The organism is Paraburkholderia sp. BCC1884, from assembly GCF_900996225.1.
In the GTDB taxonomy this organism is placed as follows: Bacteria; Pseudomonadota; Gammaproteobacteria; order Burkholderiales; family Burkholderiaceae; genus Paraburkholderia.
In genome coordinates, this window is record NZ_CAAJGL010000101.1 from 466,620 (window position 1) to 483,577 (window position 16,958).

Below are 16,958 nucleotides of genomic sequence, written 5' to 3' on the forward strand. Positions count from 1 at the left end.
ATGGCGATCCGGGGACTTCTATGGCTTGCGTTGCTGTTCGCCGTCGCGGTGGTGCTGGCGGTGGTGGGGCGCTTCGATATGGGGCAGGTGCTGCTGATCTATCCGCCGTACCGCGTCGACATTTCGCTGAATCTGTTCGTGGTCGGGCTGGTGGTGTTGTTCGTCCTGCTGTACGCCTTGCTGCGTATCGTCCGCAATATCTGGCGCATGCCGCAACGCGTGGCCGCTTACCGCGCACGCTCGCGGGTCGCGAAAGCGCATGCCGCGCTGCGCGATGCAATCGGCAATCTGTACGCCGGACGTTTTTCGCGCGCTGAAAAAGCCGCGAAAGATGCGCTCGCGAATGGCGACAACAAGGGCGCGGCCGGTTTGATCGCGGCCACTGCCGCGCATCGCATGCATGAGTACGGCCGGCGCGACGAATGGCTCGCGCAGATCAGCGAAGCCGACTGGCAGGACGCGCGTCTGATGGCCACCGCTGACATGCGCGCCGACGGCCGCGACGCGGACGGCGCGTTGACCGCGCTGACCGAGATGCAATCGCAGGGCGCGCGCCGCATTCACGCGCAGCAGATCATGTTGCGCGCGCAACAGCAATTGAAGAACTGGGGCGAAGTGCTCAAGCTCGTCAAGACGCTCGAAAAGCGCGAAGCGATTCACCCGGCCGTGGCGGTGCGTCTGCGTCAGCTTGCGGCGGAGAATCTGCTGCGCGATCGTCGCCATAACGCGGATGCGCTGCTGGAACTATGGACTTCGCTGTCGGCGACCGAGCGTCATTCGCCGCGTCTGGCCGATCTCGCCGCCGAGCTGCTGGTGTCGCTGAACCGGCCGGTGGAAGCGCGCAAGATCGTCGAGGAAGCGCTCGCGCAGAACTGGGACGCGCGTCTGCTGCGCCGCTATCCGGACACGACGGCGGGCGACGCTTTGCCGCTGATCCAGAAGGCCGAAGCCTGGCAGAAGGATCGTCCGGAAGACGCGGACCTGATGTTTGCGCTCGGCCGCCTGTGCCTGCATCAGCAGTTGTGGGGCAAGGCGCAATCGTTCCTCGAACGCGCGCTGAAACTGGCCGACAACGAGACGCTGAAGATTCGCTCGCATCGCGCGTTGGCGCGTTTGCACGAGCAGCTTGGCGATGCGGACAAAGCGAGCCAGCACTATCGCGAAAGCTCGCTGGCGATGAACGTGGTTTGAGTTCCCTGGCCACAAAAAAAGCCCTCGGCGTTCTGCAACGCCGAGGGCTTTTTTGTTAGCGCTCTAACCCTGAATGACGTCCCGCGTTTGACGGCACGACCCGCCTGACGTCATGCATGCGGTAATCCGCGTTATTTATTGACCATCTTCGCGGGCACGCTGATCGCGAGCAAGCCGCCCAACACCAGGAACGCCGCGAGCATGTACATGCCGGAATCGTTCGCGGCGGTCGCCTGCTTGAGCCAACCCACCGCGTACGGACTCAGAAAGCCCGCCAGATTGCCGATCGAATTGATCATGGCGATGCCGGCCGCCGCACCAGTGCCGGCGAGAATCGCTGTCGGCAGACTCCAGAACAGCGGCAGGGTGGTCAGAATTCCCATCGTCGCGAGCGTGAGCCCGGCCATCGCCAGCACGGTGTTGTGTGCCCACACGACCGAGAGCACGAGACCGACCGCGCCACCGAACGCCGGCAGCGCAATGTGCCAGCGCCGCTCGCGGGTGCGGTCGGCGCTGCGCGACACGAGCACCATCGCCACCACGGCAGCCGCAAATGGAATCGCGGACAGCAGGCCGATCATGAACGAGTCGGTCACGCCGGTTGCCTTGATGATGGTAGGCAGCCAGAAGCTCACGCCGTAGAGCCCCATCACGAACGAGAAATACGTGAGACTGAGCATCAGCACGCGCCCGCTCGTGAGAACCTGACGGATCGGCATGTCGTGCTTGGTGGCTTCTTCGGCGGACACGTGGCGTTCGAGGAGTTGCTGCTCTTCCTTCGTCAGCCATTTGGCCTTCGAGATGCGATCGTCGAGCATCACGAACACCATCACGCCGACGATCACCGACGGAATCCCTTCGAGCAGAAACAGCCACTGCCAGCCGTGCCAGCCGTTCATGCCGTTGAAGTTCTTGAGGATGTAGCCCGAGACCGGACCGCCGATCACACCCGAGAGCGCGATCGCCGTCATGAACCAGGTGGTCATGCGGCCGCGCCGGTGCGACGGATACCAGTACGTGAGGTACAGGATGATGCCGGGAAAGAAGCCCGCTTCGGCAAGACCGAGCAGGAAGCGCATCACGTAGAACATGCTCGGCGTGGTGACGAACATGGTCAGCATGGAAATTATGCCCCACGACACCATGATCCGCGCGATCCAGACGCGTGCGCCCACTTTGTGCAGGATCACGTTGCTCGGAATTTCGAAGATGAAATAGCCGACGAAGAAAATTCCCGCGCCGAAGCCGTAGACGGCGTCACTCAGACCGAGATCGCTCGTCATTTGCAGCTTGGCGAAACCGACGTTCACGCGATCGAGATACGCGACCACGTAACAGAGCATGAGCAGCGGCGCGAGCCGCCACGTGACCTTGCGATAGGTCGCTTCTTCGAACGTGGAAGGTGGCGCACCCGCGCCGGGGTGGTGGAGCGGATTTGCGGGACTAGCCATGGTGTCTCCTCTTTTCTTGTGGAATTGAAGTACCGCCGTCAATCGATTCTAGCCGCGTCAAGTGGTTTGCACGACGAATCGATACCGGGGGAAAACACTGACTTCGCACGGGCTTTGGCTGCCGGCCGCTCCACGCCGAGGCTACACGCAGCGCCCGCCGTCCACCTCCAGACACACGCCGGTGATGAAATCGGCCTCGTCCGAAGCCAGATAGAGCGCGGCATTGGCAATGTCCTGCGGGGTCGAGAAGCGGCCGAGCGGAATGCCGGCCAGAAAGCGCTGGCGATTGGCCGGCGTGTCTTCGACGCCCATGAACTCGGAGAGCAACGCCGTTTCGCCGATCACCGGATTGACGCAGTTCACCCGGATGCGGTCGGGACCCAGTTCGACGGCGAGCGACTTGCTGGCGATGATCACCGCGCCCTTGCTGCCGTTGTACCAGACCAGCCCCGGACGCGGCCGCACACCGGCGGTGGAGGCGATATTGATGAAACTGCCGCCGCCTTGCTCGCGGAAATACGGCACGAATTCCTGCACGCTCCAGTAGATGCTTTTGACGTTCACCGCGTAGACGCGGTCGAACTCGGCTTCGGTGACTTCCATCACCGGTTTGTTGCGGTGCGTGGTGCCGGCGTTGTTGACCACGATCTGCACGCTGCCGAAGTCTTCGAGCGCGGCTTCGCGCAGGGCTTGCCAGTCGTCGCGCAGGGCGACGTTGCCCGCCACCGCGATGGCCTTGCCGCCGGCCAGCGCGATTTCGCTCGCCACCCGTTCGGCGGCCGCGCCGTTCAGATCGTTGACCACCACGTTCGCGCCCTCGCGCGCGTACGTCTTCGCAATGCCTTCGCCGAAACCCGAGCCGCCACCCGTGACGATGGCCGTTTTACCTGTCAACCGCATGATGTCTCCGTTGCTTGTTGTGGAAGTTGTCGACCCGCTGCCCGCCTGACTAACCGTGCCGGATGGCGATGGTCTTGAGCACCGTGAAACCGTAAAGCGCCTCGAAGCCCTTTTCGCGACCATGCCCCGAATGCTTGACGCCGCCAAATGGCAATTCGACGCCGCCACCCGCGCCGTAGTTGTTGATGAACACCTGGCCCGAGCGCAGTCGCCTGGCAAGGCGCATCTGTCGCGCGCCGTCGCGTGTCCAGACGCCGGCAACCAGGCCGAATTGCGTGCCGTTGGCGAGCGCCAGCGCGTCGTCTTCGTCGCTGAAGGACATGGCGGCGAGCACCGGGCCGAACACCTCGTCGCGTGCGAGCCGGTGGCTCGCGGGCACGTCGCGCAATAGCGTGGGCGCCTGATAGAAACCGGCTTCGGGCGCTTCGGGAATGACTTCGCCGTGGGCGGCCATGGCGATACCGTCATGCTGCGCGTCGGAGAGGAAGTCCCACACGCGCCGCTGTTGCTTCGCGCTGATCAATGGTCCGCAGTCGAGGTCGGCTTGCGAAGGGCCGACTCGCAGCGCATTGAAGGCGCCGCTCAGCCGGTCGAGCAAGGGCTCGTAAATGCTGCGCTCGATCAGCACGCGGCTGCCCGCCGAACAGGTTTGCCCGGCGTTCTGCACGATGGCCGCGATCAGCACGGGCAGGGCCGCGTCGAGGTCGGCGTCGGCGAAGACGATTTGTGGCGACTTGCCGCCCAGTTCGAGCGTGACCGGCACGTGATTCTCGGCGGCCATTTGCGTGACGAGCTTGCCGGTCTCCGGCGAGCCGGTAAAGGAGATGTGATCGATGCCCGGATGACGCGCGAGCGCTGCGCCCGCTTCGTGTCCATAACCGGTGACGATGTTCAGCGCGCCGGCGGGCAGACCGGCCTCGACTGCCAGTTCGGCGACGCGCAGCACGGAGAGACATGCGTCTTCCGCTGGTTTGACGACGCACGCGTTGCCGGTAGCCAGCGCCGCGCCCACGCTGCGGCCGAAAATCTGCATCGGGTAATTCCACGGCACGATATGGCCGGTGACGCCGTGCGGCTCGCGGATCGTCAGCACCGTGTAGCCGGTTTGATAGGGCAGTGTTTCGCCGTGCAGCTTGTCGGCGGCGCCAGCGTAAAACTCGAAATAGCGGGCGAGGGCGGCGGAATCGGCGCGCGCCTGTTTGAGCGGTTTGCCGGTGTCGCGCGCTTCGAGCTGAGCCAGCTCCTCCTGACGGGCGGCGACCAGCATCGACAGGCGGTACAGCACGCGGCCGCGTTCGGCGGCGCTGGCCGCACCCCAGGCGCCTTCGAAAGCGCGGCGGGCGGCTTGGACGGCGGTGTCGATATCCGCTGCGGTGCCGCGCGCCAACTGGGTGAACGGCTGGCCGTCCGAGGGGTCGAGCACGGCGACCGTCTCGCCGCCTGAGGCGGCGCACCACTCGCCGCCGATGAAGTGCCGGGCTTCTTCCATGCAGACTCCTTGAGGTGCCGCGCGGCCAGCGCGCCGTGATGTGGCGGCCACGCGGGGTTCACAAACGAGAGACACAATCGAAAGATACAGTCGGGAGACGCCAGACGATTATCGCGCCGATCCGGCGCGGGATGCCATCGACCGATTGGCTATAATGGCGTATTCCGCACTGTCCGGCGGCCGCGCTGCGATTCGAGGCACCATCCAGGCAAGATCGGGGCGAGAGCCACGATTCACGCCGCCCGAGCGCACCTGCCGCCTGCCGTGACCCGACTTCCATCCTGATCAGAGAGCGCTCATGAGCTTTAATCACGTCCCCGCAGGCAAAGACCTTCCGCAAGATTTCAACGTCATCATCGAAATCCCGGCGCAAAGCGATCCGGTGAAGTACGAAGCCGACAAGGACCTGGGCCTGCTCGTCGTCGACCGTTTCATCGGCACCGGCATGCGCTATCCGGCCAACTACGGCTTCATTCCGCAAACCCTGTCGGGCGACGGCGACCCGGTCGACGTGCTGGTGATCACGCCGTTCCCGCTGCTGGCCGGCTCGGTGGTGCGCGCACGTGCGCTCGGCATGTTGCAAATGACCGACGAATCGGGCGTGGACGCCAAGCTCGTTGCCGTCGCACACGACAAGATCTGCCCGATGACCGCCGATCTGAAGTCGATCGACGACGTTCCGGCGTACCTGAAAGACCAGATCAAGCACTTCTTCGAGCAATACAAGGCGCTGGAGAAGGGCAAGTGGGTGAAGGTCGAAGGTTGGGCCGGCATCGAAGCCGCGCACAAGGAAATCACCGAAGGCGTCGCGAACTTCAAGAAGTAAAGCGAGGCCTGGTGCCGCAAAGCGAAAGGTCGATTCGCTACGCGGACCATCGGTAAGAAAAAAGAGGCAAGCCTAAACGGCTTGCCTCTTTTTTTGCGCCTGAATTTCGACGCAGTTTTCGACGCAGTGAGCTTTGCAACGCGCCGAAATCCGTCGACGCTCCCGCGCGGCCCGCAACCTGTCTGATTACGGATGGCTGTACATCGCGTTCCAATCGGCAGCGGACACGCCACGGCTGCCCGATTGCGACGAACCGGCCACCACGCCGCCGTATCCGCTCGATGCGCCGTTGCGCGCCGCGACCTTCGCTTCCGCGGCTTGAATCTTGTCGGGGTAGGACGTGTTGTCGCCGTCGCCGGGGCGGAATCCGGCTTGCTCCAGTTGGACCAGTTCGGCACGGACTTGCGCGCGGGTCAGCTTCGGCGCATCGGACTGCTGGGCGAACGAGAGAACCGGGGCAACTAGTGCAGCGGCAACGACAACGGCTTGGATAAGGGACTTCATGATCACAACCTCCAGACTTTTCTTTCTGCTACGAACAGCCCTGTTCGTAATTCAGTGATGTCAGTCTAGGTAAGTGAACGTTTAAGATTAAGCCCCGTGGGTGGATAGGATTGTTGCTGAATTAGGTAAAAACCCTAACAGGCGCTACCGGCCTGCGTTTCGCGCGACTAAGGTAGGTCAATGGTCGTGCGCATAGCCGCAGCGCATCGTGAGGATGAACCGAAGGCATTTTTATTGCTAGGTGTAAACCCTTATCATCCGCTCTCGACAGTGGGATCGAGAATGTTTTTAGGAGACACCGCCCGGATGCTTAATCGCAAGACCAATCGGTCGCCTCTGGCGCCGCGCTTGACCGGCTGGCTTTTCGCCATCGGGGCGGCGATCTATCGCAAGCGGCCGGTATGGATGGTGTCGTTCGCGACGAGCGAGGCCAGCCTATCCGAAGGCTTGCGCGCGGCTTGCGCGTCGACGGCGATGCTCGCGCTCGGCAATCTGCTGCATCAACCCGGCTTCGCCTGGGCTGCGATCGGCGCCTTCTGGACCTGCCTCGCCGACGCCGCCGGCTCCAATCGAGCCCGCTGCGCGTCGATGATGGGCTTCGCCTTGCTGTCCACGCTGTGCGGCGGCGTCACCGCCTTCGCGTCGGGCGCGGGCGCCGGATATGCCGCCCTCGCGGTGTTGATCTTCACGACGCTCGGCGCGTTCGGCCGGATCTGGGGCGCGGCCACGTCGCAGGTGACGATTCTCGCCGCGACCGCTTGCGTCGTGATGGTCGACCGGCCCATGCACGATCTTCGGCAAGGCGTCGCGTTTCTCGGCGTCTATCTGGTCGGTTGTCTGTTTGCCGTCGTGTTGAGCCTGACTGTCTGGCGCATTCATCCGTTCGGCGCGAGCCGGTCGTCGTTGCGCGCGGTGTATCTGCGGCTTGCCGATATTGCGCACGACAGCGCGCGTCTGCTCGAGCGCCATGCGCCGCCGCGCCAATGGGCCGCGCATGCCGTGCAGTTTCGTGCCGACGCGCGCGCCGCGCTGGAGCGTGCGCGCAAGATTCTGGCAAGCGTGCCGGCATTCAGAACGGGCGGCCGCGAGACTTACGACGTGCTGCTCGGCTTGCTGACCGATGGCGAGGCGCTGTTCGCCTATCTGATCGCGGTCTCCGGTTCCTGCGAGAAAGTCCCCGGCGAAGCGTGGCGCGTGCGGCGCGCAACGCGCCTGCTGGGCGCGATCGGCGACGTCTTACGCAGCATCGGCATGGCGGCGGGCGATATCCGCGACGAACCGCTGGCCGGTTTGCAGGCGCGCTTGCGCCGTCTGGCGAAGCGACTCGAAACGGCGCTGGTCGAGCCCGTGATGCTGCGCTCCGATCTCGAACTGGTCGACTTTTCGCCGTCGCGCGAACAGGCCGAAGGGTGGAGCCATGCCGCCGTGGCCTGGTTGGCGCGCGCGTCGTCGACGCTCAAGGCGAACCTGTCCACGCAGTCGGTCGGCTTGCGCCACGCGGCGCGCGTCGGCGTGACCACCACCGCGGGTTTTCTGATCATCCGCGCGCTCGGGCTGCCGTTCGGCTACTGGGCAACCATGGCGACGCTGCTGATTCTGCAGCCGTCGATCGCCGCGACCTGGCCGCGCAGTATCGAGCGCGTGGCGGGCAGCATCGTGGGCGGCGTGCTGGCGGCGGCCATCGGTTACGCGATCCATTCGCCGCTCGGCATTTCCCTCGCGGTGTTTCCGCTGGTCATGGCGACGATGGCGCTGCGTCCGGTCAGCTACAGTTTGTTCGTGCTGTTCCTGACGCCGACTTTCGTGCTGGTGGCCGACTTCGCCACGCCGGGCGCCAACGAATTCGCTTACGCAATCACGCGCCTCGGCAACAACGTGCTCGGCTGCATGCTGGCGCTGCTGGCGACTTTTTACCTCTGGCCGACGCGCGAAAAGCATGACTATCGCGCTTACCTCGGCGCAGCGGTGCGCGCTAACCTCGCGTATCTGCGGGCCGCGCTGGAATTGCCTCGCCGTAGTGAAGCCGAGATGGAGCGTCTGCGCCGTGCCGCCGGTCTTGGCAGCAACAATGCGGAGGAGGCGGTCAACCGGCTTCGGCTGGAAAAGCTCGAACACTCGATGGTCGACACCGTCACGCTGACCGTGCTGAGTCTGTTGCGCAAAATGGCGGGCACCGCGGCGCAATTGCGATTGAGCACGAACCGGCGCGAGACACACGACCAGCTCGACGCATGGATTGCCGTGGTGAGCGAGGACATCGACGCGGCGTTGGGCCGAACGTTACGGCCGGCGCGTCACGCGCTGCCTTCGCGCGATGGCTTGAGTTCGCTGGAGGCCGATGCGGTCGGCGAACTGGCGATGATGCATCGGCTGCTCACGCAGCGGATGCGGGAAGCGCGGGGGTAGTGGCTTCGCGTGGCGCCGGTGTCGGTGTTGCCGGCGCGGTGTCGGGTTTCGGATTCGTTTCCGGCTCCGGCTCCGGCGGCAGCACCGACCCGAGCGTGCGCAGGCCCGCTGCAAGCGCGCGTTTTTCCACCGGCGTCAGACGCTTGACCCAATACTCGGCGCGCGACGCGCTCGAACGATCCGCTAACTCGAACGATCCCAACACCTGCACCGGTTTGCGCGAACGGGTATACCGCGCGCCCTCGCCGCTCACGTGCTTGTCGAAACGTGCCTGCACGTCGGTAGCGATGCCGGTGTAGACGCTGCCGTCCGAACATTCGAGCAGATAGAGAAACCACGCCATGGATGCGCTTCAGCCTTTGAACGGATTGTGTTCGCGCAGCTCGTCCACGTAGGCGTGGATGCTGTTCTTTTCGTTGTCGAGGAAGTGGCCGACCGCATCCGCGAAAGCCGGATGTGCGAGCCAGTGCGCCGAGCGCGTGACGGTGGGCAAGAAACCGCGCGCCATCTTGTGCTCGCCTTGCGCGCCGCCTTCGAACACGCCGAGCTTTTCCTCGATGCAGAATTCGAGCGGCTGGTAGTACGCGGTTTCGAAGTGCAGGCACGGCACGTGTTCCAGTGCGCCCCAGTAGCGTCCGTACAGCGTACCGCCGGTTTTCGCGTCGCGCTGGTACACCACGAGCGAACTGGCGATCGGCTTGCCCTCGTATTCGGCAATCACGAGCAGGAGATTTTCCGGCATCGACGCGCCGATCATGCGAAAGAAATCGAGGTTCAGATACGGACTCGAAAAATGCTCGCGATAGGTCTGCCGATAGCACTTGCTGAAGAACCGCCAGTCGGCGTCCTGGATGTCTTCGCCGCGAATCCGGCGCATCGTGACGCCCGCTTCCTGCACCTTGCGACGCTCGGCGCGAATGTTCTTGCGCTTCTTCTGTTCGAGCGTGGAGAGGAAATCCTCGAAGTCGCGATAGCCGTCGTTGAGCCAGTGAAACTGCACGCCTTCGCGCTGCATCATGCCCATGTCGGTGAGCGCGTTCCCTTCCGCTTCGGTGGGAAACAGCACATGCAACGACGACACGTCGGCCTGCTCGGCAAACGCCATCAGCGTGGCCGCAAGATGGCGTAGCGCGTGCGTATCCGCCGAGAGCAGGCGATTGCCTTGCACCGGCGTGAACGGCACCGCGCATAACAGCTTGGGGTAGTAGGGCAGGCCGTTGCGCTTGTAGGCGTCGGCCCAGGCCCAATCGAACACGTATTCGCCGTACGAGTGTCCCTTGAGATACACCGGTGCGGCGGCCGCGAGCTTGTCCGTGCGTGGGTCGGTCAGCGTGACGAATTGCGGCGCCCAGCCGGTATCGGCGACCGCGCAACGGGTCGCATGCAGGGCGCTCAAAAACTCGTGCCGCAGAAACGGCGTGGGCTGCGACTGCTGCGCGAGGAGGGCGTTCCATTCAGCGGCGTCTACCTCGGAGGGCGACGCCAGAATGCCCGTGCGATAATCAAAGCGTTCCTGGTTCAATCTGTGTGACTGTTCCCAATGAGCGGCGCAGGGCTATCAGCACCGCGTCGTTCGTTAATCCGATTTGTCCGTTGCCGTCGTGCTCACCAGCCACGGTACTCGCAAGCTGTCTGGCTTGCCTGCCGATCCTGCCATGAAGACCCGAATCGCTCTTGCTCAAATCAATGTCACCGTCGGCGACTTCGCCGGCAATGCCGCGAAGATCGTCGAGGCCGCGCGCGCCGCGCACAACGATGGTGCGAAGCTGCTAATCGCGCCTGAACTCGCGCTATCCGGCTATCCGCCCGAAGATCTGCTGCTGCGTCCCGCGTTTTACACCGCGAGCGCTGCCGCGCTGACTGACCTCGCCACGCAACTGAAGCCTTTCGCAGGCTTGCACGTGATCGTCGGCCATCCGTTGCGCGAGTCGACTCACAGCGTAGCGCACGGCCATGGTAATGCAAACGCGCCAATCGAGCGCGGCGTGCCTCCGGTGGACACCTTCAACGCGGCCTCGTTGATCGTCGACGGCGTGGTGGTCGGCACGTATCGCAAGCAGGATCTGCCCAACACCGAAGTGTTCGACGAGAAGCGCTACTTCGCGTCGGACCCGCAGCCGTTCGTGTTCGAACTGGACGGCGTGAAATACGGCGTGGTGATTTGCGAGGACGCATGGCATGCGTCGGCGGCGCAAATGGCGAAGGCGGCGGGCGCGCAAGTGCTGCTGATTCCGAACGGCTCGCCGTATCACCTGAACAAGGAAGCGGTGCGCTTCGACATTTTGCGTGCACGCATTCGCGAGACCGGTCTGCCGATGGTCTACGTGAACATGGTCGGCGCACAGGACGAACTCGTGTTCGACGGCGGCTCGTTCGTGCTCGACGCGCAGGGCGAACTCGTCGCGAAGATGCCGCAGTTCGAGGAAGCCACCGCGATCGTCGAGTTCGACGGCGGCAAGCCGGTGCTTGCGTCGATCGCGCCGGAACTCTCGCTCGAAGCGCAGGTGTATGCCGCGCTCGTGATGGGCGTGCGCGACTACATCAACAAGAACGGTTTTCCAGGCGCCTTGATCGGCTTGTCGGGCGGCGTGGATTCGGCGCTGGTGCTGGCCGTCGCCTGCGACGCGCTCGGCGCCGAGCGCGTGCGCGCGGTGATGATGCCCTCGCGCTACACCGCCGACATCTCCACCACCGACGCCGCCGAGATGGCCCGCCGCGTCGGCGTGCGCTACGACGAAATTGCGATCGCGCCGATGTTCGACGCGTTCCGCGGCGCGCTCGCCGACGAGTTCGCCGGCCGCGCCGAAGACGCCACCGAAGAGAATATCCAGGCCCGCATTCGCGGCACCTTGCTGATGGCGCTGTCGAACAAGTTCGGCTCGATCGTGCTGACCACCGGCAACAAGAGCGAAATGGCGGTGGGCTATTGCACGCTTTACGGCGACATGGCCGGCGGCTTCGCGGTCATCAAGGACATCGCCAAGACGCTCGTGTACAAGCTGTGCCACTACCGCAATCAGGCCACTACGTTCGAGAAGCAGGACGTCATCCCCATGCGGATTCTGACGCGCGCGCCTTCCGCCGAGCTGCGCGAGAACCAGACCGACCAGGACAGCTTGCCCGAGTACGAAGTGCTCGACGCCATCATGCGCATGTACATGGAAGAGGACCGCTCGCTTGCCGAAATCATCGCGGCGGGCTACGCGGTGGACGACGTGAAACGCGTCACGCGCCTCATCAAGATCAACGAATACAAGCGACGTCAGGCACCGATCGGCATTCGCGTCACGCATCGCGCGTTCGGCCGCGACTGGCGTTATCCGATCACGTCGCGCTACACCGAACCGGTGGAGTGAGCCGCAGCAAAGCTCTGCGGACTCAATTGCAGCACGCGCCGGATTGCCGCAATGCATCCGGCGCGGCGTAGAATAAAAATCATCCAATTTCCTTTCACTCTTCCAGTCACGAGACGAGGTTCGCCATGAAACGCATCACTGCAGTCATCAAACCGTTCAAACTCGACGAAGTGCGCGAGGCGCTCGCTGAAGTCGGCCTCACGGGTCTGACCGTTACCGAAGTCAAAGGCTTTGGTCGTCAGAAAGGTCATACCGAGCTCTATCGTGGTGCAGAGTACGTGGTCGACTTTCTGCCGAAAGTGAAGATCGAAGTGGTGGTGGCCGATAACCAGTGCGATCAGGTGATCGACGCAATCATCGGCGCGGCGCGCACGGGCAAGATCGGCGACGGCAAGATCTTCGTCGCGGACGTGGAGCGTGTGATCCGCATCCGGACCGGCGAAGAAAACGAAGCAGCCGTTTGAAGCACCTTGATTCGTCGATATAGAAGCAGGGCCGCCGGTCTAATCAGTCCCACGAAAAAGCCTTGAATGCACCGCGCCGGTGCGCTTGAGGCAATCAGAAAACCGTGCGCCCAAAATAAAAAACGGTGCGATACCCTTTCGGACATCGCACCGATACGCGCCTCTCGCAGCAGCGTGAAAAAGATTCTCTTGAAGTCTTTTGACTACGCCCCGAAGAAAGCTTCCTCGGGGCGTCGTTCGATTAGAACGAGTGTTGAATACCTGCGTACACGCCCGACTGTTGGTGACCTTGCAGCGGGTTGTCCGTTGCGGTCGCCGTGCCGGCGTTGTCAGCATTCAGGCCGAAGTTAGCCGTCTTGCTGTTGCGTGCCGTCGCCAACTGGATGTCCAGCAGCGTGCGCTTGGACAGGTTGTACGAACCGCCGATCGTGTAGATCGTTGCGTTGCCCGCGCCGTTGTTGCCATTGACGTGGTACACCGCTGCGATCAGTGCTGCTGCCGGCGTTGCTTGCCACGTCACGCCACCCCATTCGTGGTCGAGGGTGGTCGGCGTGCCCGGCAAAGCGCCGGTTGCACCTGCCGAACGGATAGCCTGGTAAGCGCCTTGAATCTTGAACTGGCCAAGGAACACGTTCACGAGAGCCGAGTATTCGCGCGATGCTGCGAACACGCCCGTGGCGATGTTGTTCGTGTTAGCCGGATCGGTGATAGGCACGTTTGCACCGTACAGCATGCCGTTACCCGGGTTGCGGATTTCGTCGTAAATACCGCGAACCTGGAACAGCGAGTTCGTGTACGTGACTTGTGCGCCAGCTTCACGGCCTTGCGGGGTCGTGCCGTTGCCGTTCCAGTTCGTTGCGTTCGACAGGGCATATTGACCGTAGAAGTCAAAGCCTGCGATCTTCGGCGACTGGTACGCGAAGTTGTTGCTCGATTGCGGCCAGTTGCGGCCACGCACCAGCGATGCCGACGACCAGTTCGATTGACCGAACGGATCGAAGTCCCACACGCCGTTCGAGATGTACAGCATGCGGCCCATCGTGAACGTACCGTATGCGTCGTTCGACAGGCCAACAGTTGCCCAACGATTGAAGAGACCGCCACCGCCAGGGCCTGCACCCGTCATGGTGTTGAAGGAGCCTTCCAACTGGAACAGGACCTTGGTGCCGCCACCGATGTCCTCAACGCCCTTCATACCCCACAGGCTGGTACCCCAGTCGCCGCTTTCCGCGCGGAAACGGTTCGTGCTGCCCGTTGCCTGACCGTTTGCGTTTTTGCCCTCGGGAACGCCCGACATATACTCAAGGCCAGCGTCAAGGCGGCCGTACAGCGTCACGCTGCTTTGGGCGTGCGCAACAACACCGGCTGTCATCAGCGCAGCGGCGAGCAAAGCTTTCTTCATCTTCTCCTCCATACCCTGTCAAAAAGTGAAACCCAGTACTGCGAATGGTGCTCGGATGCCAGCAGCCCCGAACAGAAATCGGTACCAGGGAGATTAGCGGGTGGATTGGGTCTCCTGCCGTGACGGGTAGCCTTGGGGCTATCTGGTCGTCATGCCGATCCCTCGCCGACCGGTTCTCCTCTGTGCTTTGAAGTGAAACTACTTTTAATCAACTTTGTTTTGCTACTTTGGTTACTAATTTATCAAAAATACACTTCGCTGGGAGAAGAAATTAGTACCCGCCTCGGACGGTGTCTCCAAATTGCAATACGAATGTGCGCAACGACCCGTTGCAACATCCCAAAAAAGCGCGAAAAGCCTTATGCGACAAGGGAATCACGGATCAGATGCAGCCACGTTAAGGATTGCCACTATTGACGCTTCAAACGCGGCAGAGTAGGGCGGAAAGGCGGGGTAAGGGGCCGCGCGGATGGCGGTTTCGCGGCCGAAAAGGCCGAAATAGGCAGGTGAGCGAAACAAAAAAGGGCGCTCGTAAGCGCCCTGTAATACTACTTTAACTACAGCCCAAATGCTGGGCTATTACTAATAGTCTGTCGGTCTTGCCGAGGGCTATTACTAGTAGCCTCGACACATCGCGTTTATTTCAGGCTGCCGGACAGGAATTGCTTGAGACGTTCGCTGCGCGTGTTCCTGAATACTTCGTCAGGATGACCTTCTTCTTCCACGCGGCCCTGGTGCAGGAACATCACGTGATTCGACACGTTGCGCGCAAACGCCATTTCGTGGGTGACCACGATCATCGTGCGGCCTTCTTCGGCGAGCGTCTGCATGACCTTGAGGACTTCGCCGACCAGTTCGGGGTCGAGTGCCGAAGTCGGCTCGTCGAACAGCATCACGTCCGGGTGCATCGCCAATGCGCGCGCGATGGCCACGCGCTGCTGCTGGCCGCCCGACAGATGCGACGGATACTGCTTCTCCAGACGCGGCGCGAGCCCGACCTTCTCGAGGTATTCGCGCGCCCGCTCTTCGGCCTCCTTGCGCTTCAGACCCAGCACGTTGATCGGCGCCTCGATGATGTTCTCGAGCACGTTCATGTGCGACCACAGGTTGAAGTGCTGGAACACCATCGACAGCTTGGTGCGCACGCGTTGCAACTGTTTCGGGTCGGACACGCGCAGCGCACCGTGCTTGCCGATCTGCGTGCGCACTTCTTCGCCGTCGACGAAGATGCGCCCCGAGTTCGGCTGCTCGAGAAAGTTGATGCAACGAAGCATCGTGCTCTTACCCGAACCGGACGAACCGATCACGCTGATCACGTCGCCGGCATTGGCCTTCAGCGAGACGCCCTTGAGGACTTCGTTATCGCCATACTGTTTGTGAAGCTCGTCGACGAAGAGCTTTTGCTTCTTGGTGTTCATCGGAATCCTTAAGCGTGCTTGCTCGCTGAGGGCGCGGGGCGCCGGTTACTTGCCTTGCGGGCGCAGGTAAGCGAGCCAGCGGTGCTCGGCGCGGCGGAACAGCCACACGAGCGCAAACGAAATGCACAGATAGAGCAGGGCGGCGATGCCGAACGCGTTGAACGACTGATAGGTCGCGGAGTTCACGTCGCGCGCGATCTTGAGGATGTCCGGCACGGTCGCGGTGAATGCGACGGTCGTGGCGTGCAGCATCAGGATCACTTCGTTGCTGTAATAGGGCAGCGCGCGCCGCAGCGCCGACGGCAGAATCACGCGGCGGTACAGCGTGAACGACGACATGCCGTACGCGCGCGCCGCTTCGATTTCGCCATACGGCGTTGCCTTGATGGCGCCGGCGAAAATCTCGGTGGTGTACGCGCAGGTGTTCAGCGTGAAGGCAAGCAGCGTGCAGTGCATGCCGTCGCGGAAGAACGCGTTGGTCAGAACGTGATTGCGAATCACCTCGAGGCTGTACAGCCCCGTGTAGCAAAGCAGCAGTTGCACGTAAAGCGGCGTGCCGCGAAACACGTACGTATACAGCCAGACCAGACGCGAGAGCCACTTCTTCTTCGACACGCGCGCTACGGCCAATGGAATCGACAGGCAGAAGCCGAGCCCGATCGACACCACCAGCAGCCACAACGTGATGACGACGCCGGTGAGGCGGTAGCCGTCCGTATACAGATAGTTGCGCCAGTATTCCTGAATGATCTCGATCATAGATCCGCCTTTCGCACGCCAGTCGAGTAACGCTTTTCGAGGTACATCAGCACGAAGTTGGACACTGTGGTGATGACGAGATAGATCGCCCCGGCGAGCAGGGTGAAAAAGAAGAAGCGCAGCGTGCCCTTGCCGGCGTCCTGCGAAGCCTTGACGACGTCGGCCAGACCGATGATCGACACGAGCGCCGTGGCCTTGACCATCACCTGCCAGTTATTGCCGATGCCGGGCAGCGCGAAGCGCATCATCTGCGGGAACATGATGCGCGTGAACACCTGCCAGCCGGTCATGCCGTAGGCCGCGCCCGCTTCGAGCTGGCCGCGCGGCACCGCGAGAAACGCGCCACGGAAGGTTTCGGTGAAGTACGCGCCGTAGATGAAGCCGAGCACCGCGACGCCGGCCACGAACGGATCGATGTCGATCTGATCCCAACCGAGCAGGTCGGTGAGGTTGTTCAGCCAGATCTGGATGCTATAGAACAGCAGCAGCATCAGCACCAGATCGGGCACGCCGCGCACGAGCGTCGTGTAGACCGTGCCGACTCCGTGGGAGAAGCGGTTCTTTGACAGTTTCGCCGCTGCGCCGAGCAGGCCCAGCACGAAAGCGAACGCCAGTGACAACACCGCCAGTTTGACGGTTTGCCAGGTGCCGTTGAGAAGCAGCGGGCCGTAGCCTTGAAGGAACATAGGGGGTCCTCGACGATGTGCGCGTGACACACCGCGAAAGACGCGGCCAGCTCTGCACCGCGTTTTACCGCGAGCCCAAGGCTCGCTGTGACCGGCGGCGCACAGC

Annotated in this window: 15 protein-coding genes; 5 read left to right on the forward strand and 10 right to left on the reverse strand. The window is 62.7% G+C overall.

What is annotated here, in order from left to right; genetic code table 11:
• A complete protein-coding gene (locus tag FQ705_RS24475) occupies positions 1–1,191 on the forward strand; it encodes a heme biosynthesis HemY N-terminal domain-containing protein (protein ID WP_144145144.1) in 1,191 nt (396 codons plus the stop codon).
• 131 nt (positions 1,192–1,322) lie between these two features.
• Here FQ705_RS24475 and FQ705_RS24480 read toward each other — a convergent pair whose 3' ends face one another.
• The 3 genes from FQ705_RS24480 to FQ705_RS24490 all read right to left on the reverse strand — a co-directional run bounded on the left by FQ705_RS24480 (position 1,323) and on the right by FQ705_RS24490 (position 5,031).
• Entirely contained in the window at positions 1,323–2,642 is a 1,320-nt protein-coding gene (locus tag FQ705_RS24480) for an MFS transporter (RefSeq protein ID WP_144145146.1), read from the reverse strand.
• A gap of 141 nt (positions 2,643–2,783) precedes the next feature.
• On the reverse strand, positions 2,784–3,542 hold the full coding sequence (locus tag FQ705_RS24485; RefSeq protein ID WP_144145148.1) for an SDR family oxidoreductase: 759 nt from the start codon (positions 3,540–3,542) through the stop codon (positions 2,784–2,786).
• A 49-nt stretch (positions 3,543–3,591) separates the two neighbouring features.
• Positions 3,592–5,031: an aldehyde dehydrogenase family protein gene (locus FQ705_RS24490; RefSeq protein WP_144145149.1), complete on the reverse strand. Its 1,440-nt coding sequence runs from the start codon at positions 5,029–5,031 to the stop codon at positions 3,592–3,594.
• 298 nt (positions 5,032–5,329) lie between these two features.
• Between FQ705_RS24490 and ppa the strand changes: the two genes are divergently transcribed.
• Positions 5,330–5,857 carry an inorganic diphosphatase gene (gene ppa / locus FQ705_RS24495; protein ID WP_035552290.1) on the forward strand — a complete coding sequence of 176 codons (528 nt, stop codon included), beginning with the start codon at positions 5,330–5,332 and terminating at the stop codon, positions 5,855–5,857.
• A 186-nt stretch (positions 5,858–6,043) separates the two neighbouring features.
• Here ppa and FQ705_RS24500 read toward each other — a convergent pair whose 3' ends face one another.
• Positions 6,044–6,361 (reverse strand): DUF4148 domain-containing protein, encoded by a 318-nt coding sequence (locus FQ705_RS24500; RefSeq protein ID WP_144145151.1) that lies wholly within the window; start codon positions 6,359–6,361, stop codon positions 6,044–6,046.
• 306 nt (positions 6,362–6,667) lie between these two features.
• Here FQ705_RS24500 and FQ705_RS24505 point away from each other — a divergent pair, with 306 nt between their 5' ends.
• Positions 6,668–8,767, forward strand: coding sequence for an FUSC family protein (locus FQ705_RS24505; RefSeq protein WP_144145153.1), 2,100 nt, complete (start codon positions 6,668–6,670; stop codon positions 8,765–8,767).
• Here FQ705_RS24505 and FQ705_RS24510 read toward each other — a convergent pair.
• Positions 8,736–9,110: a GIY-YIG nuclease family protein gene (locus tag FQ705_RS24510; RefSeq protein ID WP_260854605.1), complete on the reverse strand. Its 375-nt coding sequence runs from the start codon at positions 9,108–9,110 to the stop codon at positions 8,736–8,738. The two genes, FQ705_RS24505 and FQ705_RS24510, sit on opposite strands and share 32 nt — an antisense overlap.
• Before the next feature lie 9 nt (positions 9,111–9,119).
• Entirely contained in the window at positions 9,120–10,289 is a 1,170-nt protein-coding gene (locus FQ705_RS24515; protein WP_144145155.1) for a GNAT family N-acetyltransferase, read from the reverse strand.
• A gap of 133 nt (positions 10,290–10,422) precedes the next feature.
• Here FQ705_RS24515 and FQ705_RS24520 point away from each other — a divergent pair, with 133 nt between their 5' ends.
• A complete protein-coding gene (locus tag FQ705_RS24520; protein WP_144145157.1) occupies positions 10,423–12,123 on the forward strand; it encodes an NAD+ synthase in 1,701 nt (566 codons plus the stop codon).
• Between the two features lie 125 nt (positions 12,124–12,248).
• Positions 12,249–12,587 (forward strand): P-II family nitrogen regulator, encoded by a 339-nt coding sequence (glnK, locus tag FQ705_RS24525; protein ID WP_006048444.1) that lies wholly within the window; start codon positions 12,249–12,251, stop codon positions 12,585–12,587.
• 241 nt (positions 12,588–12,828) lie between these two features.
• Here the strand turns inward: glnK and FQ705_RS24530 are convergent, their stop codons facing one another.
• The 4 genes from FQ705_RS24530 to FQ705_RS24545 form a co-directional block, all read right to left on the reverse strand.
• The gene (locus FQ705_RS24530) at positions 12,829–13,989 is read right to left on the reverse strand and encodes a porin (protein ID WP_144145159.1); all 1,161 of its coding nucleotides are present in this window, start codon (positions 13,987–13,989) and stop codon (positions 12,829–12,831) included.
• 638 nt (positions 13,990–14,627) lie between these two features.
• Entirely contained in the window at positions 14,628–15,407 is a 780-nt protein-coding gene (locus FQ705_RS24535) for an ABC transporter ATP-binding protein (protein WP_144145161.1), read from the reverse strand.
• A gap of 45 nt (positions 15,408–15,452) precedes the next feature.
• Positions 15,453–16,166 carry an ABC transporter permease gene (locus FQ705_RS24540; RefSeq protein WP_144145163.1) on the reverse strand — a complete coding sequence of 238 codons (714 nt, stop codon included), beginning with the start codon at positions 16,164–16,166 and terminating at the stop codon, positions 15,453–15,455.
• Complete coding sequence (locus tag FQ705_RS24545; protein ID WP_144145164.1) at positions 16,163–16,852, reverse strand: ABC transporter permease; 690 nt, start codon at positions 16,850–16,852, stop codon at positions 16,163–16,165. The genes FQ705_RS24540 and FQ705_RS24545 overlap by 4 nt, the downstream gene beginning before the upstream one ends.
• Positions 16,853–16,958: the final 106 nt, after the last annotated feature.

Bases quoted from the DNA above. Each gene is read 5' to 3' on its own strand.
- FQ705_RS24475 (WP_144145144.1), top strand. From the start codon at position 1: ATGGCGATCCGGGGACTTCTATGGCTTGCGTTGCTGTTCGCCGTCGCG.
- FQ705_RS24480 (WP_144145146.1), bottom strand. From the start codon at position 2,642: ATGGCTAGTCCCGCAAATCCGCTCCACCACCCCGGCGCGGGTGCGCCA.
- FQ705_RS24485 (WP_144145148.1), bottom strand. From the start codon at position 3,542: ATGCGGTTGACAGGTAAAACGGCCATCGTCACGGGTGGCGGCTCGGGT.
- FQ705_RS24490 (WP_144145149.1), bottom strand. From the start codon at position 5,031: ATGGAAGAAGCCCGGCACTTCATCGGCGGCGAGTGGTGCGCCGCCTCA.
- ppa (WP_035552290.1), top strand. From the start codon at position 5,330: ATGAGCTTTAATCACGTCCCCGCAGGCAAAGACCTTCCGCAAGATTTC.
- FQ705_RS24500 (WP_144145151.1), bottom strand. From the start codon at position 6,361: ATGAAGTCCCTTATCCAAGCCGTTGTCGTTGCCGCTGCACTAGTTGCC.
- FQ705_RS24505 (WP_144145153.1), top strand. From the start codon at position 6,668: ATGCTTAATCGCAAGACCAATCGGTCGCCTCTGGCGCCGCGCTTGACC.
- FQ705_RS24510 (WP_260854605.1), bottom strand. From the start codon at position 9,110: ATGGCGTGGTTTCTCTATCTGCTCGAATGTTCGGACGGCAGCGTCTAC.
- FQ705_RS24520 (WP_144145157.1), top strand. From the start codon at position 10,423: ATGAAGACCCGAATCGCTCTTGCTCAAATCAATGTCACCGTCGGCGAC.
- glnK (WP_006048444.1), top strand. From the start codon at position 12,249: ATGAAACGCATCACTGCAGTCATCAAACCGTTCAAACTCGACGAAGTG.
- FQ705_RS24530 (WP_144145159.1), bottom strand. From the start codon at position 13,989: ATGAAGAAAGCTTTGCTCGCCGCTGCGCTGATGACAGCCGGTGTTGTT.
- FQ705_RS24535 (WP_144145161.1), bottom strand. From the start codon at position 15,407: ATGAACACCAAGAAGCAAAAGCTCTTCGTCGACGAGCTTCACAAACAG.
- FQ705_RS24540 (WP_144145163.1), bottom strand. From the start codon at position 16,166: ATGATCGAGATCATTCAGGAATACTGGCGCAACTATCTGTATACGGAC.
- FQ705_RS24545 (WP_144145164.1), bottom strand. From the start codon at position 16,852: ATGTTCCTTCAAGGCTACGGCCCGCTGCTTCTCAACGGCACCTGGCAA.